The organism is Methylomonas sp. HYX-M1 (genome assembly GCF_040741385.1).
GTDB classification, from domain to species: domain Bacteria; phylum Pseudomonadota; class Gammaproteobacteria; order Methylococcales; family Methylomonadaceae; genus Methylomonas; species Methylomonas rhizoryzae.
Window position 1 is genome coordinate 2,612,251 of sequence record NZ_CP160405.1, and the last position, 25,679, is coordinate 2,637,929.

A 25,679-nucleotide genomic window follows, 5' to 3' on the forward strand; every position below is an offset into this window, starting at 1 on the left:
GCTTATGCCTCGGACAAATGGCCGGCTTGACGACTCTTCCTGACCAGTTCCAGTAAATCGGAGGTTGGCTGCAACCGGATTTTTTGGGTGTTCCACACTAGGCCCAATTCCGCCGCGTTAGCCACCGCAGCATTAAACAAAGCGTCGGCTTCTTCAGTAGTCAGCGTAAAACGACGACTTTCGCCGTAATTATCGAGCAATTCGAAAGTAAATTTTCCGTCGGCAACCAATAGGCATCGAGAGCGCAAATCGTAGCCGTTTTCCAACTGGTGAACGATTGCCGTCAGCCCTAATGCCGCTAAAACCGTTCTGGCGGCGATATTGATTTGCGCGGACAACTCGCCATTGACCGGAAAATTCAATCGGCGCAAGGCGGGCAGCGAAAGCACGGTGGTTTGATGGGCGTAATCAATGGTTACGCCGCCACGAATATATTCGTCTCCTTTCTCGTTTTTTTCGATGGTCGGCGGAATATTGGAATGATTGACTTCAGACGGTTTGATTTTGACCGCTTCGCCTTTTTTATCAGTCTTTGCCATAGCCTTGTCGGTAGTCCAGCCGCCTGATTCAGTTGCATAAATTTCAACGGTTTTAATACCGAGCGGATCGAGCCGGGAACTGGTTAGTACACCGGCTTCAGCTTTGATGCCGATAATCTCCGAAACCAAGGCTCGTTGGAATTTATTGCCTAAACCGCCAGCAGAGCCCGTCGAATCCCAGATACCGAATACCAGTGCGTGCGGGCAATACAGATATAACGCGGTTGCATTACGCTGGTTCGCGGCGGCGTAAGCTTTAGCAATGTCGGTTTCGGGGAATTTTTTTCCTTCTAACAGGCTATCCCGAAAGATTGCGTCGGCAATTCGATGCGGAGCGTCTAGCGTGGTAATTTCGCCAACGTCCGCAAATTCGCCGCCAAAGTCCACCGCCAATAACGGAAAATTTAATTGGCCGGCTTGATGGGCTTCCTTCAATGCCTGTTCCATGCGATTGGCTTGCGACTGCACAGAATCCAGCAACACGGTTTTAACCACTTCGCCGCCGTCGATTAGCCGGGTTTCCCAAGCGTATTTACCTTCCGAGTGCGTCGGCGGAAAAACTTTGCTACCTGGTCCGCCAGCCGGTTGAAGTCTGGCAACCAGCCGGATTGCTGAACAACCCGAGGTAACAGCGGAAGTAAGCGTTTCTAAGTTTAATTCGACGGTTTCTTGGCTCATCTGGATTTCCTTTGGTTGGTTTATGACGGTGAGTGCTTTCGTGCTCTAACTTACAACGTCTCGGTCTCAAAACCCGATACCGAGATTTTTATTATTGAAATTTCCGCCTATGAGGCCGTGGCGCTTTCACGCCACGGAAATTTAAATAAACATGCGTAACTTGAATAATCACTATGCTTACTTCAATGAAGCCCAAGCTGCACATATCTTTAAAAGCTTGGGAAATGTGTATCGGGGTGTCCCAAAAAATTTACTTGCGCCGAACAATGATATTGATTTCTATGTCATCGCCACTGGATTTAGCGCTCAAGCTTTGTGGCTTGTTCTCCGCAATCGAATTGAGAAAATTATTTATGGCGCGAACAAAAAATTGTTGCAAAAGATGCCGCATGCATACCTCCCGAGAAAAGTGAAGTCAGGTGCACAGTAGCGGCGTAAAAACAAAAAGTCAAAAATTCTTTAAGCAAAGAGACTATTCTAAACGACTATTTAACCGCTATGAGGCCTATTTACCCACTTAAAGCAATCTACGCTAGCGCATGCCTGTTGTTGCTCATTACGGCCAACGCCGCTCGTTACCGCGCTATCAGCCGGGCAAATTCCTCGTAGACGATTTCCCGCTTGGCGATCAGCACCACGTAGAGCATGGCGGCGTCGTAGCGGTAAATGATGCGGTACTTGCCGACGCGTATTCGCAGATATTCTGGGTTGCCGACCATTTTCAGGGATTCGGGCGGTTGCGGTTCCTGCAACAACGCCAACAGTTTGATTTTGATTTGTTTGGCAATGCGCCGATCCGCTTCCGCCAGCTTGCGCAGGCTGCGCTCGGCGCTCTTGGTGAAGTCGATTTGGCGCATCAAATGCTATCCAACAAGCTCCGGCCGGCTTCGGTTCCGATATAGCCTTCTTGTTCGGCGGTTAGCGCCAGGCTGTGCAGGCATTTGTCTTCGAACTCCAGCAACTCCTGATAGCGGGAAGACGACACTAAAATGGCGAAATCTTTTTGATGTTTTTGAATTACCACCGGCTCCTGTTGAGCATTGTTCAGCAATTCGCCGAATAACTGTTTGGCTTGAGTGGCATTGACGGTTTTCATAAAAGTCTCCCGGCTAAAAAAATGATTATTTTGTTCATTTTAATCATTTGGCGGTGGCAGCGCACAAGGCTTATTGAGGATTTCGCAAAAAATAACTTCCCGAAACGACTTTTTCCGCCTAACCGTTCGTACTGAGCAAAGTAAGCGCCCTTCGGTCGCATGGCGTTAACAAGAAACAGGGAAAGGCTGCTGTTGAAAGTTTATTCTGTGGGGGACCTTTCCAGCGAAGGCCGAATAAGCACGGTGTCCTGTGCCCGTTCTCTGAGTGCGGTCTGGCGACGTCAGCGAAAATGGTGAACCGAAGGTATCCCGCTGAGAGAATGAGCATGATGACGTCCCATTGCTGGAAGGGTTATTTTTAGTCTCTTGAGGAATTTGCCCATGGCTATGCGCGTCATCAAAGTATTGATATTCAGCCCCCCAATGCGCCGGTCTTGATATTGGCAGCAGCAGTTGCATATTCTGGCCCAAGTTGAACATTCATCCTGGCGCAATCTGAACACCGATTCTGGTTTCAAGCTGAACACTTTTTTGGATTTTCCAGAATCGGTGCAAAACGGCGTGCAAAACTTTCCAGGGTAAGTAAGGCTAATGTGACAAAGTAGATTTAAACAGCCGGCTGCTGAAACGGCCGAATTCTCGGTACTATGGTTTCGCGTTGGGTGCGGATGACGATGCGCATGTCGTATTCGCTTTGCAGGTTTAGCCAGAACCGAGGTTCCATGCCGAAAAACAAACCCAGCCTGAGGGCGGTATCGGCAGTGATCGGGCGTTTGCCATTGACCAATTCGCTGATTCGACTGGGGGAACGTCAATATCCGCGGCGAGCTGACGGGCGGAGATGCCCATCGGCTTCATAAAATCCTCCAGCAAGATTTCGCCGGGGTGTATTTCATCAAGTAGTTCAATCATGTTTCACCTAGTGATAGTCCACAATTTCGACCTAGTAGGCACCATCTTCTCGCCATGCAAAGCGAATCCGCCATTGTTCGTTGATACGGATGCTGTACTGCCTACTGCGATCGCCTTTTAAAGATTCGAGCCGGTTTCCGGGTGGAATGCGTAAGCTGGCCAAGTCGGTAGCGGCATGCAGCTGCAAAAGCTTGCGCCGAGCGACGCGCTCAATGTTTTTAAATTGCAGTACCAACTCGCTATTGAAAAGCGCTTGGGTATCGGAGCAAGCAAACGAATGAATCATAGCCGCAGATTATTCTGTTATTCGGAATCTGAAAATCGGAATTTTCTAAGCAGCGCTCTTGAACACGCACCGTGCTTTGCCATTTCACCGGTACAACGTCAGCATCCGCTCCGCCTGCTCGCGCACCAATTCCCGCAAAAATCCCGGCGCCACCACTTCCACCTCGGCGCCGTATTTCAAAACGTCCATCAGCAGTTCTTCGTGGCGGTTGAAGGGGATGCGCAGTTGATAGCGGCCGTCGGTTAGCCACTGGCATTGTTGTTGGCTGTGCCAGGTTTCGTCGGACACCCAGCGCCCGGCCTTGGCGGAGAAGTTGAGAACGGCGGTGTGTTCAGGCGTGCCGGCGAAGATGCCGTAGGACGAGCCGAAGTGTTGTTGCAGGGTGGTCGGGTCCAGCAGTTGCGCCGGTTCGCCGCTGGCGGTTGCCGATCTGATCCGGTCCAGCGCGAAGGTGCGCGGCTCCTGACGTTGGTGGCAATAGGCGTCCAAGTACCAGTTATCTTTGTACAAGATCAGGTTTTGCGGCGATACCGGCCGTTCGCTGGTCTGGTTGTCGCTGCGGGCGTGGTAATCAATCAACAGCCGTTGTTGTTCAAACAGGGCTTGGACCAAGGTCAGAAATAAGTCGTCGTTGCGGTTGCGGTAAGCCTGGCTGAGGATTTTGATGCGGCCCAGTTGCGGGGTTTTGACGCCCGGTGAGTGGTCCAGCAGTTTCTCCAGGTGACTGCGGAGTTGGCCGATTTCGTTGCGAAGCAAGCCCGGCGCCAGATTGCCTAACAGATGCTGGCAGGCGACCAGGGCTTGCAGTTCCTCGGCGCTGAGCCAGATGCCGGGCAGTTCGAACGGGTGGCGCGGGTCGTCGCGGTCGTAGTAATAACCGGCACCGCGGACGCAGAGCAGCGGCGCGTTCAAGCGGTCGCGCAGTTCGTCTACCAGGCGTTGGCGGGTGGCTTTGGAGCAAGCCAGTTCGCGGTCTATTTCCGGACCGGGAATTGGTGTGCGGCGGTGTTTGAATAGGTTGTGGAGTTTGACGATTTTGTCGAGGTGTTGCATGCGGCTGTCCTTGCTGGAGGCGTCAAGGGCGATGGTTTGGTTAGTCGCCGAACGTCTAGTCTAGCGCCTGCGACGTTCGTCCGTAATCGAACGCGGAGAATTCTAACGTGTTATGTCGGTTTGTTGCGAGCCGGGCCATGGCAAGCAACTTTACCTGTAACTGCAGTTTCAGGTATAGGCGGACAAAATCAACCAACAAAGTCGGCTTGGTTATGCTTGATTCGCAGAGAATGGGCAGGATCGGGGCAATCGGCAATTGCCGGTATCAGCCGACTGCTGCCGCCTTGTCCAAAATGGCGTGCAGGCGGATTGGGTCGCCGACGCGTATCAAACCACCGGCCGAAATACGCGCAGTCATGCCGCCGTGGCCGCGTAGCGCGTTATAGCTGCCGAATCCCAATTCCGTCGCCAGTTTGGAGCAAGGATCGCAGGGACCTGTGACGTGTATCCGCACTTCGTCGCCGATCGACCATTCCAACTCGGTATCCGGAAACGGCGAACGCATCGCCAGCAAATTCAGCCCGGATACCAGCAGATTGCGGCGCAAGCGGGTGGGATGCAGATGCTCCAGGCCGCACCAGGCGGCCAGGATGGGCAGATGTTCGGCTTGAAACAAGCTGAGCTCGCGCTTGGTCGCTGGCTTGCCGCTGCGCAGATTGGCCGAACGGCGGTCGCCGAGCAAGCCGCGGCCGGGTTCGGCGACGGCTTGTTCAACCATGATTGCCGGCGCCGCGCGGCTAGGCCGCAAAATGACGGCCTCGACTCGGCCGTCCGCGGAAAATTGTTGACTGAGCTCGCGTAAGTTCATGTGGAATTAGGCTGAACGGTGGCGCTACGGTTTTGTTCGGATTCCAGGAACGTGCGCTTTGTCGGTTTTACACATGCGCCCGATTACGCTTTGCTAAAAGAAATCTACTACGCCCTATTCCGCTCCAACCCTGCGCCGTTCGGTACGACATCAGCGGTTTGAAGGACGAAGTAGACGTGTTTGAAGCAAAAGCGTTTCAAACCACTGTTTAGCAACTCTCCGCCGGACATGGTCAAGCTGCGGCCCGGACATCGCGAGTCTGCTGCCGGTCGGGCAGCCTCCAACGACTCAAATGGGATGGCGATGGCGCACGGCGGCTGAGCCCCCGTGCGCGATAGGAACGGCTAATACTTGAACTCACATACGAACGTGTGGGCGTTTTCCTCGTCTTTCTTCAACGTTCCTTCCTTGCACAACCGCGACTCCCCTAATTTAAAACAGTCATCGGTTCCACCCGCATCGCACCGACAAGTATGGGTTGTCGAATCGCACACGAAGGCGGTCTGGATCTCGCCGGGTTCGAATCTGGGCTGGGCACTGCGTGACTGCGCGCTAGTTTGATATCCCAGTAATAGCACTACCAGCATGCCGGAAATTAGTCCGAATTGAGCTTTCATATCTGTTCTCCAAATGATTCAGGTCTTGATCTCCTCGTATCTGCGTTGCAGAACGATCATAGAGAACTACGTGCCGTCGACCCTTTTGGATGCATACAGGCCAATCATTAGGAAAAAAGCTCGCACCGGCATCAAAGAACGAAAGACTAGCTCTGGGACAACGAGCAAAACAAAAAGATGACAGCCGATTCTGAACACAGCCGTCGGCTTCGGTTATAAAGCGCTTTCAACATCCGACCGGGCAATTAAGGATTCGTCCGGCAGGCATCTCAACGATGCAATTCAACGTGCAAGGCGCGATATTCGTCGGTCAATTTATGCGACGGTGCGAAATGAATCAAAGGCTTGGCATCGCTGTGCGACTCTCTGACTTTTACCGACGTCGAAATTTTAGTATCCAATACCGGCAAACCTTCGGCCACCAAGTCTTCGACCAATTGGCGCGGAAGATTGGCCTGCTTTTGGTATTGATTGACCACTACGCCTTCGACGTGCAGGCCGGGATTATGATCGGCTTTGACTTCGGCTATCGAGCGCATCAAAGTGTATAAGGCCTCTCGGGCGAAGGTATCGCAATCGAAGGGAATCAGGCATTTTTCCGCTGCGATTAATGCGGACAAACTGTAAAAATTCAGGATGGGCGGCGTATCGATATAAACGCTGTCGAAGCCTTCCAAACGCTCCAAGGCTTCTCTTAGTTTGTAGATCTTATGTCTGGATTCCAAACGGCTTTGCAAGCCTTCCAAATCGGGATGTGAAGGCAATACGTACAAATTGGGAAACGGGGTTTCATGGATAGTGCCGTCCAGAGTTTCCTTGCTGCCGCCGAACAAGCCCAAACCGAGACTGTCCTTGAAAAAATGCGCAATGGTTTTTTCCGAATCAGTGACCTTGGCACCTAGCAGATACTGCGTGGAATTACCCTGCACATCCAAATCGATAACCAGGGTTTTTTTACCTTCGATGGCGCTGATGGCAGCCAAATTACAGGTAATAGTGGATTTGCCGACCCCGCCTTTCTGATTAAAAATCACCCTGCGCATAATCGCCCTCGATGTTCAAGTTATAATAATTAAAGGCCGCATTATAAGGTTAATACTTGCCATATCAACAACGTGTAAATGCGTCGCCGCCACAAGCCGGGCATTTAGGAATCATGCTGGTGGATTTAAAAGCGATTTCCTTGCCGCATGCGTCGCAGGTAAAAGTACCCGGCCCCGCCACTTCTCCGCTTTTGTAGGGGTGATATTGCCGGGCTTCCATTTCCAAGGCTGCCAGCTTGAGCTTGGTTTTATCCGCCAAACTCATAAATGCGTCCAACGCAAAATTCTCCAGCAAATCGATATCGAATTTCAGCCATTCGGACAGTGAGTCCTGCTCTTTGTTCGGAGCCGGCGCAGTGGCAGCATGCTGAATATCGCGCATCAGAAAATCGGCGATTCTATTGATTTCTTCCTGAGTATGCCCACCTATTGCGCTGGTTTTTTCTTTGGCTTTTTCCAGCGCGTCGGCAACGGAATGCAAGGTATCGTCCAATGCTTCGTAAAGGTGTTCCATCAACTGATCGTAGGCTTTTGTCAGTTTATTTTCGCCCATGGTGTCTCCCGGTGTTTTATTGACCGAACGCTTCAGATTTAAGCGTCCGTAAGGTATTCTAGCGCCTTTTTACAGCAAAAGACGACTAGGATGGAAGAGCACTACACACCGTCGGCAATCGAACAAAAAATACAAGCCGAATGGGAAAAATCGGGGGTTTTTACCGCGACGGAAGATACCGGCAAAGAAAAATACTATTGCCTGTCGATGTTCCCCTACCCCAGCGGCAAGCTGCATATGGGGCACGTGCGCAATTACACCATAGGCGACGTCATCAGCCGCTTCCAACGCATGCAGGGCAAGCACGTGCTGCAACCCATGGGTTGGGACGCCTTCGGGCTACCGGCGGAAAACGCCGCAATGCAGAATAAAGTACACCCGGCAGACTGGACCTATTCCAACATCGACTACATGCGCGACCAGCTGAAACGCTTGGGTTTCGGCTACGACTGGACCCGCGAGCTGGCTACCTGCGACCCGGAATACTACCGCTGGGAACAGTGGTTCTTTCTGCGCCTGTTAGAAAAAGGCCTCGTTTACAAAAAAACCGCTCCGGTCAATTGGTGCCCGCACGATCAAACCGTACTGGCCAATGAGCAAGTCATAGACGGCTGCTGCTGGCGTTGCGACACCCCGGTCGAAAAGAAGGAAATTTCGCAGTGGTTTTTGAAAATCACCGCTTATGCTCAAGAATTATTGGACGACTTGCAAAAACTGCCCGGCTGGCCGGAACAGGTTCGCACCATGCAAGCCAATTGGATAGGCCGTTCCGAAGGCGTGGAAATGGATTTCGCGGTCGAAGGTTTCGCCGAGCCCATCCGCATTTACACCACCCGCCCGGATACCGTGATGGGGGTTACTTACGTAGCGGTAGCCGCAGAACACCCGGTCGCGCTGCACGCCGCTGCCGTCAATCCGCAGATTGCCGCCTTCATAGAATCGTGCAAACAAATGGAAACCTCGGAAGCCGCGATGGAAACCATGGAAAAACGCGGCATCGCTTCCGGCTACACGGCTGCTCATCCCTTGACCGGCGAGCAGGTGCCGGTCTGGATCGCCAACTTCGTATTGATGAGCTACGGCACCGGCGCGGTGATGTCGGTACCGGCCCACGATCAACGCGATTACGAATTCGCCCGAAAATACGGCATCAGCATTAAGCCGGTCATAGCCGCTGCCGACGGTTCCGACGACAGCACCCACGAAAAAGCCTTTACCGATAAAGGCGTACTGAAGAATTCCGGGGAATTCGACGGCTTGGATTTTAGCGGCGCCTTCAAGGCGATTGCCGACAAACTCATCGCCTTGGGCAAAGGCGAACGTAAAACCAACTTCCGCCTGCGCGATTGGGGTGTATCCCGCCAGCGTTATTGGGGCGCACCGGTGCCCGTCATCTACTGCGGCGATTGCGGCATGCTGCCGGTGCCGGACGAGCAACTGCCGGTCACGCTGCCGCGCGACGTCGTGCTCGACGGTTCGCAGTCGCCGTTGGCCGCGCATCCCGAATTCCCACACGTAGCTTGCCCCCAATGCGGCAAACCCGCGCGGCGTGATACCGATACCTTCGACACCTTTATGGAGTCATCCTGGTATTTCGCCCGCTACGCCAGCCGCGATTGTCATACGGCGATGCTGGACCAACGCGCCGACTATTGGTTACCGGTCGATCATTACATCGGCGGCATCGAACACGCGATTTTGCATTTGCTGTATGCGCGGTTTTACACCAAGTTGCTGCGCGACCAAGGCCTGATTGGCTGCGACGAGCCGTTCAAAAACTTGCTGACTCAGGGAATGGTAGTCGCGGAAACCTTCTATCAACTGGACGAACACGGCCATAAACGCTATTTCAACCTGACCCAAATCGAAGTCGAACGCGACGCCAAAGGCAAAATCGTCGCGGCCAAACTACTGGACGACGGCTCGCCCGTCACGGTAGGGGCCATCGAAAAAATGTCCAAGTCCAAAAACAACGGGGTCGACCCGCAATTGTTGATCGACAAGTACGGCGCCGATACGGTACGGCTTTACACCATGTTCACCTCCCCACCGGATCAATCCTTGGAATGGAACGATGCCGGCGTGGAAGGCGCCTCCCGCTTTTTAAAACGTTTGTGGCGCTTGGTTTACCTGCACGTCGCTTCCGGTTTGCCTCAAAGCGCGGCAGACAAAAACACTTTCAGCGACGAACAAAAAGCCTTACGCCGTCAACTGCACCAGACTTTACAAAAGGTCAGCGACGACATGGCGCGCCGACACACCTTCAATACCGCCATCGCCGCGAATATGGAATTGGTCAACGCATTGAATAAGTTCGAAGACGACAGCGCAAACGGCCAAGCGGTACGCCAAGAAGCCTTGGAAGCCGTAGTATTGATGCTGTCGCCGATTGTCCCGCACATCGCCCAAGCGTTATGGCGCGAACTCGGCCATGCCGACGACATCGTTGTGCGCGCCTGGCCTACGCTGGACCCTTCCGCACTGGTACAAGACAGCATAGAGATGGTGGTGCAAGTCAACGGTAAGTTGCGCGGCAAACTGTCGGTAACAATTTCCGCATCCAAGCAAGAGATCGAAGCTTTGGCGCTGGCGGACGACAACGTGCTGCGCTACATCGAAGGCAAGCCCATCAAAAAACTGATCGTCGTCCCGCAAAAACTGGTGAACATCGTTGTTTAAGTCCATGCGTTCAACCAAAGCAACACAACAGCTCAGCGGCATCGTGCTGGTTTTAGCCGCCTTGTGGCTAGGCGGCTGCGGATTTCATTTGCGCGGTTCGCTGGCCCTACCCAGCGAACTGAAACAATTATTTCTGTTCGGCTCTTCCGCGGCTTTAAAAGACGAAATCAAAAACATGCTGCGGGTTTCGGACGGCAAAATCGTCGCCTCGCCCAACGAAGCGGGCGTCGTGGTAAAAGTACTGAAAGAAGACCTGCGCCGGCGGGTGTTATCGGTCGGCTCCACCGGTAAATCCAGCGAGGTGGAGCTGAATTACTATTTGCGCTTTCAGTTTTACGACAATCAGGAAGCGCCGCTGTTGGACGAGCAAACCCTGGAAATCAGCCGCGACTACTTCAACGATCAAACCGCATTGTTAGCTAAAGACAACGAGGAACTGGTCATCAAAAAAGAAATTTACCGGCAAGCGGCCCGAATGTTGATGTTGCGCGCCCAAGCGGCGGTCGACAGCATTAAACGCTAAGCCCATGCGTTTAAAACCCGAGCAGTTGGACGCGCAATTGCAGCGCGGACCGAGTCCGGTCTATTTGATCAGCGGCGATGAGCCGCTGCAATCAGGCGAAGCTGCCGACGCCGTCAGATTAGCCGCCAAACAAGCCGGCTACGACGTCCGCGAAGTCATCGGCATAGAACAAGGCAATGAGTGGCCGTTGCTGAGTTTTGCAGCCGACAGTCTGTCGATTTTTTCCGATAGAAAGCTAATCGATCTGCGCTTGCCGTCCGGCAAACCGGGCCAAGACGGCAGCAAAACCCTGATCGCCTATTGCCAAAATCCGCCGCCGGATACGATATTGCTGATAACTTCCGGCAAATTGGACGGAAACGCAGTGAAAGCGCAGTGGTTTCAAGCCATAGACAAACTCGGGGTTATCGTGCAGGTATGGCCCTTGCAAGGCGGCGAGTTGTTAAATTGGCTGCAACGACGTAGCGAAAAAAGAGGCTTGACGCTTAGCCACGACGCCCTTAAAAATCTGGCTGTTAGGGTGGAGGGCAATTTACTGGCCGCAGCCCAAGAAATCGAGAAACTGTTTATTCTGTACGGCACGCACTCGATAGACCCTGCGAAAATCGAATACGGCGTTGCCGACAGCGCTCGCTTCGACGTATTCAGATTGACCGACTATCTACTGGCCGGACGGCTAAACCGTGCGACTAAAGTACTCGGCGGCTTGAAGGCCGAAGGCGTCGCCGCACCGATCGTACTGTGGGCGTTGAGTAGAGAACTGCGCATCCTTTGCAACGCTAAAAGCGAACTGGAAGCCGGTGCCTCGGTAGACAGCGTTTGCCGAAAATATCAGATTAGGGACAAACGCAAACCGGCTACGCTGGAAACCATGAAACGCCTGCGGTCTGAAGATTTGCAACGGCTCGTTTCGTCCTGTGCCCAAATCGACCGCACCATTAAAGGCCAGCTGCCCGGAGATAGCTGGGAAGCCTTATTTCAACTGTGCGTCGGCATCTGTAGACCCGATCTGGGGCTGCAGCACCATTAACCAAGCGCATCAATCAAGCAGCCACTCTCAAACCTGCGTCTTCGATTGAAACAATCGGCAAAAATCTTCTATCTTGGCCGGCGCCGCATACCAGTAGCCTTGGGCTTGGTCGCAGCCGTATTCTTCCAGCAATTGTACTTGAGCGGCCGTTTCCACCCCTTCCGCGATAACCTTAAGTTTCAAGCCGTGCGCCAAGCCGATGATCGAACGCACGATACAGGCGTCGTCCGCATCGACCAAGTCTCCAACGAAGGATTTGTCGATTTTTAAGGTATCGACCGGAAAGCGCCGTAAATAACTGAGAGACGAAAAACCGGTACCGAAGTCATCTATAGCCAATTCGATCCCCAAGCCTTTCAGCATCTGCATTTGTTCTATCGCACTCTCGACGTCGTCCATTAAAGCGGTCTCGGTCAGCTCCAACTGCAAGCGGTTACTCGGAAAACCGGTTTCCTCCAACACCCGCTTCACATCGGCAAACAAACCGGCATGCTTGAATTGTCTGGCGGATAAATTAATGGCGATCTTTAATTGATTTAATCCGCTAAATTCCGGACGGGAAAAATCCCGGCAGGCCTTTTTTAACACCCAAACGCCCAGCTCCGCGATGATGCCGCTATGCTCGGCAATCAGGATAAATTCGTCCGGGCCTATGGCCCCCAATTGCGAATTCCAACGCAACAAGGCTTCGGCCCCGCATATCCGGCCGGTCTTTAAGTCTATTTCCGGCTGATAACGCAAGGAAAATTCGTCTCTGTCCATCGCTTTGCGCAAATGACTCTCTATCGTCATGCGCCGCATCGCTTTGGCATTAGCCGCCGCATTGTAAAACTCGAATTTGTTGCGTCCGTGGCGTTTGGCGGTGTAAAGCGCGTCGTCCGCATGTTTGATCAATTGAGGGGCATCGGTAGCGTCGTCCGGGTATACGCTAATGCCGATACTGGCGCTGACGAATACACTATGGCTGTCGATGACCAAAGCTTGTTTGACGACATCTATGATGCGCTGAGCAATGTCTCCGGCGTCTGCCGGCGTGTGCAATTGCAAACTGATAATCGCGAATTCGTCGCCGCCCAATCTGGCCACGGTCTCCTGCTCGCGCAAACACGCGTTGATGCGCCGGCCGACTTCGATCAACAGCTTGTCGCCTATCGTATGCCCCAAGGTGTCGTTGACGTGCTTAAATTTATCCAAGTCTAAATACATGACCGAAAACAAGCCCCGATTACGTTTGGCATAGGCAATCGCCTGATCCAGACGCTCGCTGAATAAGCTCCGGTTAGGCAAGTCGGTAAGCGGATCGAAATAAGCCATGTGGCAGATAAGCTGTTCCGAATCTTTACGGTCGCTGATATCGTGTATAACCGACACGAAATTGGTCACCTTATCGTGCTCATCCAACACCGGCGCTATCGACTCCAGACACCAGAACAAATCGCCGTTTTTTTTGCGGTTTAAAAACTCGCCATGCCAAGCGTTTCCGGAGTGTAAAGTCGCCCATAGCTGTTCGTAGGTTTCAGCCGAAGTCAGATCCGACTTAATCAGATTGACTTTTTGCCCGATTACTTCGTCTCGCCGGTAACCTGTGATAGAAAAAAACGCCGGATTACAATATTGGATACGGCTGTCTATGTCTGTTATCACGACCATTCCGGAGCTGTACTCAATCGCCGACGACAACTTGCGCAACTCGTGCAGAGTGATTCTATGACTTTGAACTTCGTCGGCCAAAGCCCGATTCGCCGCCATCAATTCGGCTTGGCTGGGTATCGCCAATGCTTGGGGAATCAACGGCCAAATAAGCAGCGCGGTTGCTACGGAACTGACGGCCGTCGCGGCCTTGACTATGCCGGAAAGCCAATAATCCGGCACCCATATATTCCATATGCTAAGCAAATGCGTGGTACCGCAAAGAAAGATAAACAAACCGAAACCCGCGTAAATCCAGCCGAACTGTATGTCTTTACGCTTGATCAATAAATAAAACAGCGCGAACGGAATCGAATAATAGGAACAAACGATTAACGCATCGGATACGACATGCAACCACAACAAATCGCTTTGCCACAAATAACAATGGCCGTGCGGCAAAAAACCGGAAAACTCGTCGTAAGCAAAGGGTAAAAAGTTCATGACTCTCACTGAGTTACTGCATGTCACAAGCCGAGCAAATCGATCGGCGCAGCTATGGCGCTAGGCGCAGCTTACCGCACTTTTTGTGAAATCAAAACCGAGACATTGAGTCGGCGCAGCCTAAATTTTAGAAAGGCAAATGCAATCACCGCAAGTAAACGACAACCCTAGGGCTGCCATGCGGTCGGCTCGGTTTGATCCGCCGATCGCTTGCAAGCTCAATTCGATACCGAAAACGTAATTCAGTCTTAACCGCTTGACGTTTCAAAAGCCGACAATTCTTGATAGGATTGCTGGGTTTTCAATTTATTCGGATGAAAGTCATGAGCGTAGTCGAAAGAATACAAGAACAACTCACCAGTTATCCGGTGGTGCTGTATATGAAAGGCACTCCGGATTTCCCGCAATGCGGTTTTTCCGGCCGCGTAGTACAGGTGTTGCAAGCCTGCAATGCCGATTACCGGGCCATCAACATTTTCGAGGAACCCGAAGTTCGCGAAGCACTGAAAAGCTATTCCAATTGGCCGACCTATCCGCAGCTTTACATCAACGGCGAACTGGTAGGCGGTTGCGATATCGTCATGGATCTATACAACCGCGGCGAGCTGGAAAAAATGCTGGTAAAACCGGAGTAAGCAACAAATGGCGGCTCGCGAGAGCGGGCCGCACACATCAAGCCGCTGCTAAGGCCGACAACTTTTTCCACCGGTTATAGATGATGCAAAACAATTGTGCAGTTTGCTCGGCATCGTAAAGCGCCGAGTGCGCACGCTGATTGTCCCATTCCAAACCGGCCGCTTCGGCAATTTTTGCCAATACGGTCTGCCCGAACACCAACCCCCCTAAGGTGGCGGTATCGAAGCTGCTAAAGGGATGAAACGGACTTTTTTTGCACTGGGTCCTGTCGATCGCAGCGTTAAGAAAATTGATGTCGAATGCCGGATTATGTCCGACCAAGATCGCTCTTTTACAATCGTTGCGTTTTACCGCGGCGCGTATCGGCAAAAACAATGTTTGCAAAGCATCTTTTTCTTCAATAGCCATCCGAAAAGGATGATACGGATCGATGCCGGTAAACTTGAGCGCCGCCTCGTCCAGCTCGGAATTCTTGAACGGAACGATGTTGCAATGATGCTTTTCGGTAATGCGCAACCAGCCGTTTTGATCTTGTTCGACGATTACGGCCGCCATTTCCAACAGCGGATTTTTTTTGGCATTGAAACCGGCAGTCTCGATATCGACTACCACGGGTAAATAACCGCGAAAACGGTCGCCCAGTGGAGTGAAGCAGTTATCCATATTGCTACATTGGCTAGAAAAGAAGGTAATATGGTATGTTACGTTAAGTTTTCGCCGCTTTAAACAATAAACAGGTTACGAGGTTACATTTATGCCATTCAAAAGAATAGGATCATTGATTGTGCTTAGCCTTTCGACGATTCTGAACGGTTGTGCGACAACGGCCGTGCACGACAGCAAAGATCCTTACGAGAATTGGAATAGAAGCGTCCAGTCGTTCAACGACCATTTGGACGACTACGTGATGAAACCGGTCGCACATGGCTATCAATGGATTACCCCGTCGTTCGTCGACCGGGGCGTCACCAATTTCTTCAGCAATATCGACGACATCGGCGTCTTCGCCAATCAGGCGATGCAGGGCAAATTTGCCGAATCCGGTCTGGATGCGGCCCGCTTCCTGATTAATACCACCGCCGGTGTAGGCGGCTTGGTCGACATTGCCGGCATGCTGGACCTTGGCAAACACAACGAAGACTTCGACCAAACGTTGGGAGTTTGGGGAGTGCCTACCGGTCCTTATTTGGTCTTGCCTTTCTTTGGGCCAAGCTCCCCGCGCGGCATTTTCGGTTTAGTCGGCGATGCGGCCATGAATCCCTTTACATACGCCGGCTTTTATCTCAACCCGAATTGGATAGGTTCCGCCGTATCTATCGGGGCGGGTGGTTTAAAAGCCGTGGACACTCGCGCGGATTTGTTGAGCATCGAAAAAATCGCCAGCGAAGCTGCTATCGACCGTTACGATTTCTTCAAAAACGCCTACCTGACCCAACGCAACTACTTGGTCAACGACGGCAACGTACCGGAAGACGACGTGTTGAAATTTCAGGAATTGAAAGACGAAGGCTACGGCCCGGTTTCGCCAAACCCTTATTGATTCCTTTGTAACGCCCTTAGAAAGTCGCCGTAGCGGCGACTTTCTAAAATCCTTTACGCTCCAATCGCGCTTAGCGCTATGGCAAAAGCGATTGCACCGCACTGCCGAACAACTGCCAAATCGGCTGCAAGCCCGCCGGCAACGGCGCTAATTTTCCCAATTCCACCCAGGGGTTGTCGGGATTGTGAAAATCCGAGCCTATGGACGCATACAAGCCGTGTTTCAAGGCCAATTGGGCGCTAAGCCGAATATCGTCCGGCGACGACCTGCCCGTGACCACCTCTACGCCGACACCGCCCACTTGCTTGAACGCCGCCAGTACCCGATCGATCCACTTATGGCTCAAGTTATAACGCAAGGGGTGGGCTAACACCGCGACGCCGCCTGCCGCGTTAATCCACGCCACCACTTCGTCCAACTCGGCCCATTGGGTAGGCACGTAACCGGGCTTACCCTTGCTTAAGTACTTGTCGAACGCATCCTGCTGATCTTTGGCCTTTCCGGCCTGCACCAAAAAATCCGCAAAGTGCGAGCGGGTAATTTCCCCGGTACTTGCCAGCGCGCGTACCGCCGGATACGCGTCGGCGATGCCCTTTTTGGCCAGCTTCTCGGCCATTTTTCGCGCGCGTTGCCCACGAAGCTCGCTTTGCCGAGCTAAGCCTGCCGCCAACACCGGATGCTTGGGGTCGATGTCCAAACCAATCACGTGTAAACACTGATTGGCATACAGAGCGGAAACTTCGATGCCATTTAACAGGCAAATGCCTAACTGTTCAGCGGACGCCGCCGCTGCTTCCAACCCGAACGTAGTATCGTGATCGGTCAGCGCCAACACCGATACCCCCTTGTCTTTGGCACGCATCAGCAATTCAGCCGGCGACAAAGCGCCGTCCGACGCGGTAGAGTGACAATGCAAATCGAAAACCGGGGACATTACTGATACTCGCCGTACAGTTTGGCGTATAAACCGTTTTGTTGAATCAAAGCCTCATGCCTGCCCTGTTCGCAAATACGCCCTTCTTCGAACACGTAAACATGATCCGCTTGCTTCACCGCACTCAAGCGGTGGGCGATAATAATGGTGGTGCGGCCTTCCAAAAAACCGGCCAGCGCGGCGTGCAGCTTGAATTCGGTTTCGCTGTCCAACGCGGAAGTCGCTTCGTCCAAAATGACTACGGACGGCTTGCTGACGATCATGCGTGCAATCGCCAACCGCTGTCTTTGCCCACCCGACAAGCGCACGCCCTGCCTGCCTACCACCGTATCCAAACCACGCTTCATCTCCATCACCGTCGTGCCCATCTGCGCCAACTCCAACGCATGCCAGAGCTCGGCATCGTCGACATTCCGCCCCAAAGTCAGATTATCCCGAATCGAGGCGTTCAACAAAGCCGGATGTTGCAAAACGGTAGCGACATGCTCTCTAACCACATCCAGGCCGATACCGGACATCGGCACGCCATCGAAATAAATCATCCCGCTAGCCGGCGGATATAAACCGATCAAGGTTTGAGCCAACGTGGATTTACCGCCGCCGCTGGCGCCGACCAATGCAATTTTACTACCCGCTGCTATCGCCAAATTGATACCGTTCAGCACCGGTTCGTCCCGGTAACTGAAATACAAATCCTTAACGGTAACGCCGACCGTTTTCTTGTTAAGAAACGGATTAAACACATGCGGATAGTGCGGCTCGCGGTTTAAGCGGGTCAGTTGATTAACCCGAATCAGGGCTGCTTTAGCGGCGTAGAATGCCTGCTGAATCCCCAAAATCTCTTGCACCGGAGCCATCATAAACCACAAATAACCGAATACCGCCAGCATCTGCCCTATGCTCAAATCGGAATACAACACCATCAGCATCGCCGTGGCGCGAAAAATATCGAATCCGAATAAAAACGTTAAAAAACTTAATCTGGCCGCCGCGTCGCTCTTCCAGGCGAACGCTATGGAATGTTCTTTAACGGCTCTCGCACTTTCCATCAATTGCAAGCCGTAATGTTGCTCACGATTGCTGGCACGAATTTGGTGTATCGCTTCCAGGGTTTCGCTTAAAGCCTGTTGAAACACGCCGTAGGCTCGGTTTTCGTTGGCTTTTAGATCTTTGATTCTGGAACCGACCGCTTTGGCCAAATAAATGACTACCGGGTTCAAAAAGATGATGAACAATCCTAATTGCCAGTGCATCCACAGCAAGATAACCGCGGTACCCAACACCGTGAGAATGGCAATCAACAATTTACTGATGGTGTTGCCGATGAAATTGTCCAAAGTGTCCAGATCGGTGACCATATAGGCCGTCACGGTACCGCTGCCCAAGCTCTCGTATTCGGACATCGATATGCTCTGCAAGTGCCGGATCAAGCTTTGCCGGATGCGAAAAATGACGTCCTTGGCTATCATCGAAAATTGCCGGGTCTGCACGATATTCAACACCAAAGCGAACAAGCGCAACAATAAACTGACGATCAACACGCCGGCGATATAGACTGTCGGTTGACGCCAATCGGCCGGCAGGTAAGGATCGACGCTGTTTAAAATCAAACCGGGTTTGTTGAGTAAAACTTCGTCGACCAACAAAGGCATGATCAAAGGTACCGGCACGGCGGCCGCAGTGGCCAGTACCGCTATCAAGTGGCCGGTGATCAGCTTTTTTTTATGTCTTAGGGCGATTGCGAATATATAGCGCCAAGAATATTCGTAGGAGATGGACGGTAGCTTAGTCTTCAAATGTCTTGGCGCGGTAAAAGTTGAAGCAATCCATGGACAATGGTGATTTTGCCGTCTGGTAAAATGGGTAGTCTGCGCTTGGGATTATAATCCCTTAGCCACTCGGCTAAAACCCTTGGCCGATTTGAATATTCCCATCATCATTCACGTCCGGACTATCCTAAGCCATACTCGTCCTGTTTCGCTTTGCGTAAGCAATTTACCGACATTTGCGTAGGCTTGACTCATGCATTGTTTCTTACAACGCGGTGACATCGGCGCGCAAAAACTGGTAGATTGCCGGCTTATTTTTCCCGCTGTCCAAGTTTACGATTGCAATAGGAACACCGCATGGCTAACGATAATAGAGACGACAAAAAGAAAGTTGCTTTAAACCAAGCAACGTACGACGAATTGAAAACTTTTACCCGCTTGAATGCGCTGAAATTGCGCGTCACGATAGACGTAATGGTCGAATTAATGTTGAAAGACGAGGCGTTGCGTCAACGTATCGTAGAGTTCACCTTGGAAAAGCAGGAAGCACAAAAAAAAGGCTAATGCTGACGGCATCACCTGCGACGGCGGCCTTTTCCGCCGCCGCCGGCTTAGCTCAAGGTTTGTTAGCTTGCCGATGCCCCTTCAAAACCGCCAATTGTTCGGCGGTCAATAATTTAAATACGGCATTGTCGGCTGCACTGATCTCGCCGAGCATGTTCGAGTGCAGTTGCGCGAGCTTTGCAATCATGGGCGCAGCCTTATCGCTGCTGTAATCGTTGGAAAAACTCAAGGCGAGCAACGCTTCTTTGGCTTGGTGTTCTTGCTTGCCAAGATCTTGCATGGGTTGCCGGCGGCTTTTCAGCAACTCGGCCAGCTGGTTTTTTTGTTCGTCGCTTAACGCAATCCCTGTTAAATACGGCGGCAGGTGTTCGCCGGGTCCGACGGCACCGGATTTTCCCATGCCGCCCTTACCCTCCATGCTCATAGCGCCGTGAGGACAAGGCGGCTCTCCCGGCATGGGTGGCATCGCAAAGACGGCGGACGAACATAACAATACAGCCAACAGCAATTTTCTCATCGGTCACTCCTGGAAATTTTACGGATACTCAGTGACAGCTAGTAGCGCTCACCGTCGGCGGACAGTATCGTCTTTACACGGTAAAACGCTGTTATTACGGTGTAAATTTAGGTAAATCCCGGAGTAAGCGATTGGTCTCTCGGTTACCGGCGATTATCATGACAACGTTTACACAACCAGGGGACTCACGTGACGAACACGCAAATCTTAATCATAGACGACGACATCGAACTGACTGCACTCTTTCAGGAGTATTTGGCGCAAGAAGGCTTTCAAGTGACGGCATGCCATGACGGCGGCAACGGCTTGGAAATGGCGCTTTCCGGACGCTTCGCCCTGTGCGTGCTGGACATCATGCTGCCCGACATCAAAGGCACCGAAATTCTGACCAGAATACGTCAACAAAGCGGCTTGCCCATCCTGATGTTTACCGCCAAAGGCGACGACGTCGACAGAATTATCGGCTTGGAATCCGGCGCCGACGATTACGTACCCAAACCTTGCTCGCCGCGCGAATTGGTGGCGAGGATCAAAGCGATACTACGCCGCACCGAAGCCTTAGAAACCGAAAGCAAAGGCCCGTTGACAGCAGGCCCCCTGCAAATCTGGAGCGATAAACGCAAAGCGCGCTGGTTCGAGCACGACTTGGAACTGACCAGCACCGAATTCAATTTGCTGCAAACCTTGGCATTGAACGTCGGCCATATCGTCAGCAAACAGGAACTGTCCGAAAAAGGCCTAGGCCGGCCGCTGGCCCGCTTCGACCGTAGCATAGACGTGCATATGAGCAGCATACGCCACAAACTCGGCAGCCAGGCCGACGGCAGGTCCTACATTCAAACGGTTCGCGGCCAAGGCTATCAGCTGGTCCGAGACTAGGCATGGGGCGATTGTTTTGGAAGTTTTTCTTTTCGTTTTGGCTAGCCGTGTTGCTGGCCGGCATCGGCGTCGGTAGCGCCGTATGGTGGCGACATAGGGAACAACTGAATGCCCGGCAACTGACGGAGATGCATATAGACCGGCACGCCGACGCCTGGGTATCCGCTGCCGCCAATGTATTGCGGCACGGCGGCATCGATGCGTTAAGCCAATATTTGTCCGAACTCGGCGAACCGCACAATCCTCCGGTGTATGCAGTCGACGACACAGACCGCGAATTACTTAGAAGAGAAGTCAGCGCAGAAACGCTACAACATGCCCGCGCCTTGTACTTGCGAGCCGCTTTTCCCAAGGCCATTCAACTGATCCAGGCCGCGAACGGCCATAGCTACTTGCTGTTCGCCGCGTTACCTGAACACGGTTTTCATCCACCGCACGAGCAGGATGTCCAACGCGGCATTCCTCCCGGGCCGCCGCCGCATGCCGGTCACGGCGAATTCGGCCCGATAGAATTCGGTGGCAAACCGCCCGGGGTGACGCACCCAAGACCGCACGAGCCACCGTCACCTTGGTTACCTATTACCACCGGGCTTATCGCCAGTCTATTGTTCAGCATGGCGTTGGCCTGGTATTTCGCTACGCCGATCCGCGGCTTACGACAAGCGTTCGCAGCGGTGGCGGAAGGCAAGCTGCAAACCCGGGTCGGCCGCTCATTGGGCAAACGCAGAGACGAACTGGTCGACTTAGGCTTGGCTTTCGACCATATGGCCGAACAAATCGAAAACTTGGTAGACGCGCAACAACGCTTGTTGCACGACGTATCTCACGAATTGCGTTCGCCGTTGGCCCGCATGCAGGTAGCGATTGGTCTGGCTCAACAGCAACCGGACAAAATTGCCGCCAGCTTGGAGCGTATCGAACGCGAATCCCAGCGAATTAACGAACTGGTAGGCGAATTATTGATGCTGTCCAGATTGGAAGCCGGGGTCTGCGACGATGCATGCATCGATGCCGATGTCGGCTGCTTGCTGAAAGACATAGCCGAAGACGCCCGTTTCGAAGCCGAATCCAAGGGGATTAGCTTGACATACCGCAGTGTTGCCGACGAATTATACGGCTCGATCCGCGCCGAACTGTTGTTGCGAGCCGTGGAAAACGTCTTGCGCAATGCGGTACAACATTGCCGCGCAGACGGCGAAGTGGAAATGATCGTAGATTATCAACCTTCCCTACAGTGCTTAAAGATAACGGTAAACGATCAAGGTCCAGGAGTAGCGGAAGCGGATTTGCAAGCCATTTTCATGCCATTCTTCCGGAGCGGGAAACGCGTCAGACCGGATAGCGTGGGCTTGGGCTTAACCATTGCCCAACGTTCCGTATCGGCACTAGGCGGAAACGTCAGTGCCCGCAACCGGCCGACAGGCGGCTTGCAAGTCGCTATCGAATTACCCTTTACCGCTACGATGGCTTCCGGCGTAATCTAATTTTGAAGTCGGCGCAAACCGCGCCATTCATATAGCTCTCCCATTCGCCGCCGTTGCAAACATGCCAAGCACTCTATAGCACCTCAGGACAACAGGAGACAACGATGTTTAGACCATTGATTTTTACCCTAAGCTGCCTGAGCTTATTAGGCTTTAGCAACGTCTCCTGGCCGGGCGGGCGCCACGCTCACGCCCATTCCGGCTTTGGCTTTTATGTTGGCGTACCGTTTTGGCCCCGGCCCTATTACCTCTACCCACCCTATTACGACTACGCCCCACCGGTCATCACGGTCTTGCAAGATCCGCCGGTTTACATCGAGCGCGAACCCGCCGCCGCAGCCGCCGGTCACACCTATCCGCAAGGTTACTGGTATTACTGCTTCGATCCACAGGGATATTACCCCGTTGTGCAGACTTGCCCGGGTGGCTGGCAAGCGGTCGAACCGACTCCGCCCCAATAACCGCACTGTGCTTATAACAGAAATCCGATGAACTCGCGTTTACCCTTTCTCTGCTTGAGCCCATGCTCAGCGCTATTCGCTTGCGCGCACCATACTTAGCGGCCCAAGTATTACGGCCCTACCCGCAATAGCATGCGGTTCGACCCATTTCGCTACGATGACGAAATGTGCCGCCGATATGCCGCCGACTAGACCGGCATAAGCCCTACGCAAGCCGCCGCAAACAGCCAACTCGGTAGCGCGGTCGCCGACTCCGCCCCTAGGCGCGCTGGACGGAACGGCAATAGGCAGTGGTGACGGCGCGGCGATAGGCGCGGACAGGATGGTTACCGGCAGCATCGTCGGCAGCGGATACGGTCGCAGCTCGGCTTACGCTAGCCAACAAAATACGACAACGCCTACATTCAATATATGTACGGCCAAGGCCACAAAGTACCAATTTCAGAGCGCATCGCCAAGTCACCCGCCCCGACTAGCCGTTTCATACCGCCCCCGCGCCTCCCGGAACCCCACCACCGCCTTCGCGTGAGTGCAACAGACGCGACGCATGATGACAATCATCCGGCCAATGAAAAGCGCTGACGCTGAAAGCACACTCGTGCGCTTAGAAAACTATTTTTTACAACACCGCAGTAGTTCTCATAATGAGTTTCAGGAAAATAAGCGAGGTTTTTCTTGACTGAAGCATGAAACTCCTGTTTAATGTGCGGCTGTCACAGCGCCCAGGTAGCTCAGTCGGTAGAGCAGAGGACTGAAAATCCTCGTGTCGGTGGTTCGATTCCGCCCCTGGGCACCATTTTTCCGCACGCAAAAATCCCCTAACACACTGAACGGTAATGATAATTTCGGTTTTCTATATCCGCCGTTTCGCGTGTAATTCAACGGCTACGAAAACAACAGTTTGAGCACGGCGCGCTGGTCTTCAAATCGCCCGGAATGCTATATTTTCAAGGGGTTAACTAATCGATTCGATACATCTCGTCGAAGCCGGGTAGCGGTTGCTTTGCTGCGGCCAGTTGATCGTTCAGCACCAGCCGTTTTTTCTCCAGCGCATTGATTTGATTATCCGGCCCGGCAACCCCACGGCGGTTCTTTATGCTGTCATTGCACGGCATCACCGCGCTTCGCGGTCATTTAAGACAACCCGCTCACCGCTAGCGGGCTTAGCCACGCTATAAGCCGGATGCTAGCCCAAGTCGACCGCTCTCTGCTTGTCGAATAGCCGGTAACCAAGCGCCACACTTTTCCACCGTCCGCCAATACCTCGACAAACATACCGCTTCCGTCAATTTGCGCCTATGCAACAGCTTCATCATGGTTACAGCCTAACACGACGGACACATCGCATATTGATTTTTTTAAAATCGAAAATAGATGCCCGCTTACCTATGCTTGCGCCCTGATAACATCGATTTTCTAACCCTACATCAAAGATGTTCGTGCCCGATTCGGACAGACTTGGCAGGATTTCGCAAGATCAATCCGAAACACGCTTTTGCTAAATAACTGGTATTTAATGGATTGCTTCGGAACCGTCCGGAACCGCTTCCGACTTCGATACAGAATATAGAAAACAATAAAAACAGCATAAAAAACAATTTATTACAAACATCGTCATTTCACGATGGGCACAATTATGGGCACTCATTATCTGAAGAAGCACACATTTGATAATCAAACTGGCAGATCAAATTCGGACAATTTCCGACTTTGCTTTGACTATTGATTGGCGAACGCCTCCAAAAGCTCTTCATTTTCGATTTGTAGCTGGCGGATGATTTCCTGGAGGCGATGGCACTCTTCAGGTGAAAAGCACCTAACAACTGCGGCATCTTGATGTTTGGTGATTTTTCGCCCCATAGGAAACAAGTTATGCGCAGGATCAACCCAGACTATATGAAAGGTGTTATTCCACAAAAAACCATGGACGCGTCCGTAGTTCTTTGAGAGCGACACTTCAAACGCCCGCGCCGTAATTTCTTTCGCTTGATCTGCTGCGGCCGCTTCATCCCGAGTCTCAACGAATAGTTGCTGCTTGACTCTCTCAATTACGGAAACAGGAAAAGCGTTCTTGATCGACGTATCGGAGTTGAATATCGACTTGGGCCGTAAACTCGGATGTGTCTGTTGCGCTATCTGACGTTCAGTAGCCGATTGAAGCTCGGACATGCACCAGAAGAACTTCTGGTAATACTGGGACTCAAGTCCGTGAAAGAAGAACTCTTCTGAGTCCCAATCTATGTAGACAAAAGACAACTTTAGCTTCTCTTCTGAAACTCGCTTGGCATCGCGATCTGCGATATTCGCATATCGATTATCGGCCATTCGAAACAACTCAACTCAACTCAACTATTGAGCTTGCCTGAGAAAAAGGATTTCATGGACTCCTTGCCAATTATTGCGCTACTGCCCGCCGATTCCGGCAATTCACCACGCGCTTCGAGCCATGGCGTCTCGCGATGAGTCATCGTGCTTAAAGCCGCTCCATCGTAGCGACCGTAAGCGGCAACGATTTCTCTCAGATATTCTAAGTGCTCTGTTTGAGGATCAGGAACTTCATTAGAGATTTGACGCCACTTGTAGTGCTGATATTTCCAATATAAAGGCTTTACAACCGGACCGTGCTGCCACGCTTGAAATTCCTCTGGAAACAACTCGTCACCTTGAGCCAAAGCATAACCTTGGGCGTAGTAACATAGCTTTTGAAGCTTCATGGGAGACGGACTTTCATCGAACATCTCTCGATGAAGATAAATAATTGTTTGCTCTACGATTTCTAACTCGTTTGAGATTGTCATTTTCTGTCTCTGCTAACTATGCGACTTCTTTATTGGCGAAAATACTAGCACATATACAAGCTAGTGGCGTTGTTAGTGATATGCACAAGAGGCGTATCATTCGAGAGATATGACGATGGATCATTGACTAAGGAAGAAGGAAAATCC

General features: G+C 52.3%; 29 protein-coding genes and 1 tRNA gene. 11 read left to right on the forward strand and 19 right to left on the reverse strand.

Annotation, left to right across the window (positions count from 1 at the left end; all coding sequences use genetic code 11):
* Positions 1-2 precede the first annotated feature (2 nt).
* Entirely contained in the window at positions 3-1,217 is a 1,215-nt protein-coding gene (gene cas7u, locus AB0A83_RS11740; protein WP_367154214.1) for a type I-U CRISPR-associated RAMP protein Csb1/Cas7u, read from the reverse strand.
* 151 nt (positions 1,218-1,368) lie between these two features.
* Between cas7u and AB0A83_RS11745 the strand changes: the two genes are divergently transcribed.
* Positions 1,369-1,647 carry a hypothetical protein gene (locus tag AB0A83_RS11745; protein WP_150048622.1) on the forward strand — a complete coding sequence of 93 codons (279 nt, stop codon included), beginning with the start codon at positions 1,369-1,371 and terminating at the stop codon, positions 1,645-1,647.
* 145 nt (positions 1,648-1,792) lie between these two features.
* Here the strand turns inward: AB0A83_RS11745 and AB0A83_RS11750 are convergent, their stop codons facing one another.
* From AB0A83_RS11750 to AB0A83_RS11790, 9 genes are all read right to left on the reverse strand, one after another.
* Positions 1,793-2,074, reverse strand: a complete 282-nt coding sequence (locus tag AB0A83_RS11750) for a type II toxin-antitoxin system RelE/ParE family toxin (protein ID WP_150048623.1) — start codon at positions 2,072-2,074, stop codon at positions 1,793-1,795.
* Positions 2,074-2,313, reverse strand: coding sequence for a type II toxin-antitoxin system Phd/YefM family antitoxin (locus AB0A83_RS11755; RefSeq protein ID WP_150048625.1), 240 nt, complete (start codon positions 2,311-2,313; stop codon positions 2,074-2,076). The genes AB0A83_RS11750 and AB0A83_RS11755 overlap by 1 nt, the downstream gene beginning before the upstream one ends.
* Positions 2,314-2,920: 607 nt before the next feature.
* The gene (locus tag AB0A83_RS11760) at positions 2,921-3,100 is read right to left on the reverse strand and encodes a HigA family addiction module antitoxin (protein ID WP_367154216.1); all 180 of its coding nucleotides are present in this window, start codon (positions 3,098-3,100) and stop codon (positions 2,921-2,923) included.
* Positions 3,016-3,225 carry a transcriptional regulator gene (locus AB0A83_RS11765; RefSeq protein WP_367156186.1) on the reverse strand — a complete coding sequence of 70 codons (210 nt, stop codon included), beginning with the start codon at positions 3,223-3,225 and terminating at the stop codon, positions 3,016-3,018. Before AB0A83_RS11765 ends, AB0A83_RS11760 begins: the two co-directional genes overlap by 85 nt.
* Positions 3,226-3,256: 31 nt before the next feature.
* Positions 3,257-3,511 (reverse strand): type II toxin-antitoxin system RelE/ParE family toxin, encoded by a 255-nt coding sequence (locus AB0A83_RS11770; protein ID WP_150048629.1) that lies wholly within the window; start codon positions 3,509-3,511, stop codon positions 3,257-3,259.
* Between the two features lie 84 nt (positions 3,512-3,595).
* Complete coding sequence (locus AB0A83_RS11775; RefSeq protein WP_367154219.1) at positions 3,596-4,564, reverse strand: helix-turn-helix transcriptional regulator; 969 nt, start codon at positions 4,562-4,564, stop codon at positions 3,596-3,598.
* A gap of 265 nt (positions 4,565-4,829) precedes the next feature.
* The gene (locus AB0A83_RS11780) at positions 4,830-5,372 is read right to left on the reverse strand and encodes an MOSC domain-containing protein (protein ID WP_367154221.1); all 543 of its coding nucleotides are present in this window, start codon (positions 5,370-5,372) and stop codon (positions 4,830-4,832) included.
* 886 nt (positions 5,373-6,258) lie between these two features.
* Positions 6,259-7,032: a ParA family protein gene (locus AB0A83_RS11785; protein WP_150048635.1), complete on the reverse strand. Its 774-nt coding sequence runs from the start codon at positions 7,030-7,032 to the stop codon at positions 6,259-6,261.
* Between the two features lie 64 nt (positions 7,033-7,096).
* On the reverse strand, positions 7,097-7,585 hold the full coding sequence (locus tag AB0A83_RS11790; protein WP_150048637.1) for a zinc ribbon-containing protein: 489 nt from the start codon (positions 7,583-7,585) through the stop codon (positions 7,097-7,099).
* 90 nt (positions 7,586-7,675) lie between these two features.
* Between AB0A83_RS11790 and leuS the strand changes: the two genes are divergently transcribed.
* From leuS to holA, 3 genes are read left to right on the forward strand one after another with little or no spacing between them, the layout of a single operon-like run.
* Entirely contained in the window at positions 7,676-10,264 is a 2,589-nt protein-coding gene (gene leuS, locus AB0A83_RS11795; RefSeq protein WP_367154223.1) for a leucine--tRNA ligase, read from the forward strand.
* Between the two features lie 4 nt (positions 10,265-10,268).
* Positions 10,269-10,787, forward strand: a complete 519-nt coding sequence (lptE, locus tag AB0A83_RS11800) for an LPS assembly lipoprotein LptE (protein WP_150048641.1) — start codon at positions 10,269-10,271, stop codon at positions 10,785-10,787.
* Positions 10,788-10,791: 4 nt separating this feature from the next.
* On the forward strand, positions 10,792-11,817 hold the full coding sequence (gene holA, locus AB0A83_RS11805; RefSeq protein ID WP_150048643.1) for a DNA polymerase III subunit delta: 1,026 nt from the start codon (positions 10,792-10,794) through the stop codon (positions 11,815-11,817).
* A 27-nt stretch (positions 11,818-11,844) separates the two neighbouring features.
* Here holA and AB0A83_RS11810 read toward each other — a convergent pair whose 3' ends face one another.
* Positions 11,845-13,950: a putative bifunctional diguanylate cyclase/phosphodiesterase gene (locus AB0A83_RS11810; protein ID WP_367154226.1), complete on the reverse strand. Its 2,106-nt coding sequence runs from the start codon at positions 13,948-13,950 to the stop codon at positions 11,845-11,847.
* Positions 13,951-14,273: 323 nt separating this feature from the next.
* On the opposite strand from AB0A83_RS11810, the gene grxD reads away from it, so the two are divergent.
* Positions 14,274-14,585, forward strand: coding sequence for a Grx4 family monothiol glutaredoxin (grxD, locus tag AB0A83_RS11815; protein ID WP_150048647.1), 312 nt, complete (start codon positions 14,274-14,276; stop codon positions 14,583-14,585).
* A gap of 37 nt (positions 14,586-14,622) precedes the next feature.
* Here grxD and rnt read toward each other — a convergent pair whose 3' ends face one another.
* Positions 14,623-15,249 carry a ribonuclease T gene (gene rnt, locus AB0A83_RS11820; protein WP_150048648.1) on the reverse strand — a complete coding sequence of 209 codons (627 nt, stop codon included), beginning with the start codon at positions 15,247-15,249 and terminating at the stop codon, positions 14,623-14,625.
* Between the two features lie 91 nt (positions 15,250-15,340).
* On the opposite strand from rnt, the gene AB0A83_RS11825 reads away from it, so the two are divergent.
* Positions 15,341-16,126, forward strand: a complete 786-nt coding sequence (locus AB0A83_RS11825; protein ID WP_150048650.1) for a VacJ family lipoprotein — start codon at positions 15,341-15,343, stop codon at positions 16,124-16,126.
* 76 nt (positions 16,127-16,202) lie between these two features.
* On the opposite strand, the gene AB0A83_RS11830 is transcribed toward AB0A83_RS11825, so the two are convergent.
* Together AB0A83_RS11830 and AB0A83_RS11835 are read right to left on the reverse strand one after the other, a co-directional pair.
* Positions 16,203-17,060, reverse strand: a complete 858-nt coding sequence (locus AB0A83_RS11830) for a PHP domain-containing protein (protein ID WP_367154229.1) — start codon at positions 17,058-17,060, stop codon at positions 16,203-16,205.
* A complete protein-coding gene (locus AB0A83_RS11835) occupies positions 17,060-18,712 on the reverse strand; it encodes an ABC transporter ATP-binding protein (RefSeq protein ID WP_232056867.1) in 1,653 nt (550 codons plus the stop codon). The genes AB0A83_RS11830 and AB0A83_RS11835 overlap by 1 nt, the downstream gene beginning before the upstream one ends.
* Before the next feature lie 474 nt (positions 18,713-19,186).
* Between AB0A83_RS11835 and AB0A83_RS11840 the strand changes: the two genes are divergently transcribed.
* A complete protein-coding gene (locus AB0A83_RS11840) occupies positions 19,187-19,393 on the forward strand; it encodes a hypothetical protein (protein WP_150048656.1) in 207 nt (68 codons plus the stop codon).
* 52 nt (positions 19,394-19,445) lie between these two features.
* On the opposite strand, the gene AB0A83_RS11845 is transcribed toward AB0A83_RS11840, so the two are convergent.
* Positions 19,446-19,910 carry a Spy/CpxP family protein refolding chaperone gene (locus tag AB0A83_RS11845; RefSeq protein WP_367154230.1) on the reverse strand — a complete coding sequence of 155 codons (465 nt, stop codon included), beginning with the start codon at positions 19,908-19,910 and terminating at the stop codon, positions 19,446-19,448.
* Between the two features lie 189 nt (positions 19,911-20,099).
* Here AB0A83_RS11845 and AB0A83_RS11850 point away from each other — a divergent pair, with 189 nt between their 5' ends.
* The 3 genes from AB0A83_RS11850 (at position 20,100) to AB0A83_RS11860 (ending at position 22,734) form a co-directional block, all read left to right on the forward strand.
* Positions 20,100-20,789, forward strand: a complete 690-nt coding sequence (locus tag AB0A83_RS11850; protein ID WP_150048660.1) for a response regulator transcription factor — start codon at positions 20,100-20,102, stop codon at positions 20,787-20,789.
* Between the two features lie 2 nt (positions 20,790-20,791).
* Positions 20,792-22,273 carry an ATP-binding protein gene (locus tag AB0A83_RS11855; protein WP_367154232.1) on the forward strand — a complete coding sequence of 494 codons (1,482 nt, stop codon included), beginning with the start codon at positions 20,792-20,794 and terminating at the stop codon, positions 22,271-22,273.
* 104 nt (positions 22,274-22,377) lie between these two features.
* Complete coding sequence (locus AB0A83_RS11860) at positions 22,378-22,734, forward strand: hypothetical protein (RefSeq protein ID WP_150048664.1); 357 nt, start codon at positions 22,378-22,380, stop codon at positions 22,732-22,734.
* A gap of 72 nt (positions 22,735-22,806) precedes the next feature.
* On the opposite strand, the gene AB0A83_RS11865 is transcribed toward AB0A83_RS11860, so the two are convergent.
* Positions 22,807-23,073 carry a hypothetical protein gene (locus AB0A83_RS11865; RefSeq protein WP_150048666.1) on the reverse strand — a complete coding sequence of 89 codons (267 nt, stop codon included), beginning with the start codon at positions 23,071-23,073 and terminating at the stop codon, positions 22,807-22,809.
* 381 nt (positions 23,074-23,454) lie between these two features.
* Here AB0A83_RS11865 and AB0A83_RS11870 point away from each other — a divergent pair.
* Positions 23,455-23,530: transfer RNA gene (locus AB0A83_RS11870), tRNA-Phe, on the forward strand.
* 163 nt (positions 23,531-23,693) lie between these two features.
* On the opposite strand, the gene AB0A83_RS11875 is transcribed toward AB0A83_RS11870, so the two are convergent.
* From AB0A83_RS11875 to AB0A83_RS11885, 3 genes are all read right to left on the reverse strand, one after another.
* Complete coding sequence (locus tag AB0A83_RS11875; RefSeq protein WP_367154235.1) at positions 23,694-23,852, reverse strand: hypothetical protein; 159 nt, start codon at positions 23,850-23,852, stop codon at positions 23,694-23,696.
* 601 nt (positions 23,853-24,453) lie between these two features.
* Entirely contained in the window at positions 24,454-25,059 is a 606-nt protein-coding gene (locus tag AB0A83_RS11880) for a hypothetical protein (RefSeq protein WP_367154237.1), read from the reverse strand.
* Between the two features lie 20 nt (positions 25,060-25,079).
* Positions 25,080-25,532, reverse strand: coding sequence for a Panacea domain-containing protein (locus AB0A83_RS11885; protein WP_367154239.1), 453 nt, complete (start codon positions 25,530-25,532; stop codon positions 25,080-25,082).
* Positions 25,533-25,679 lie beyond the last annotated feature (147 nt).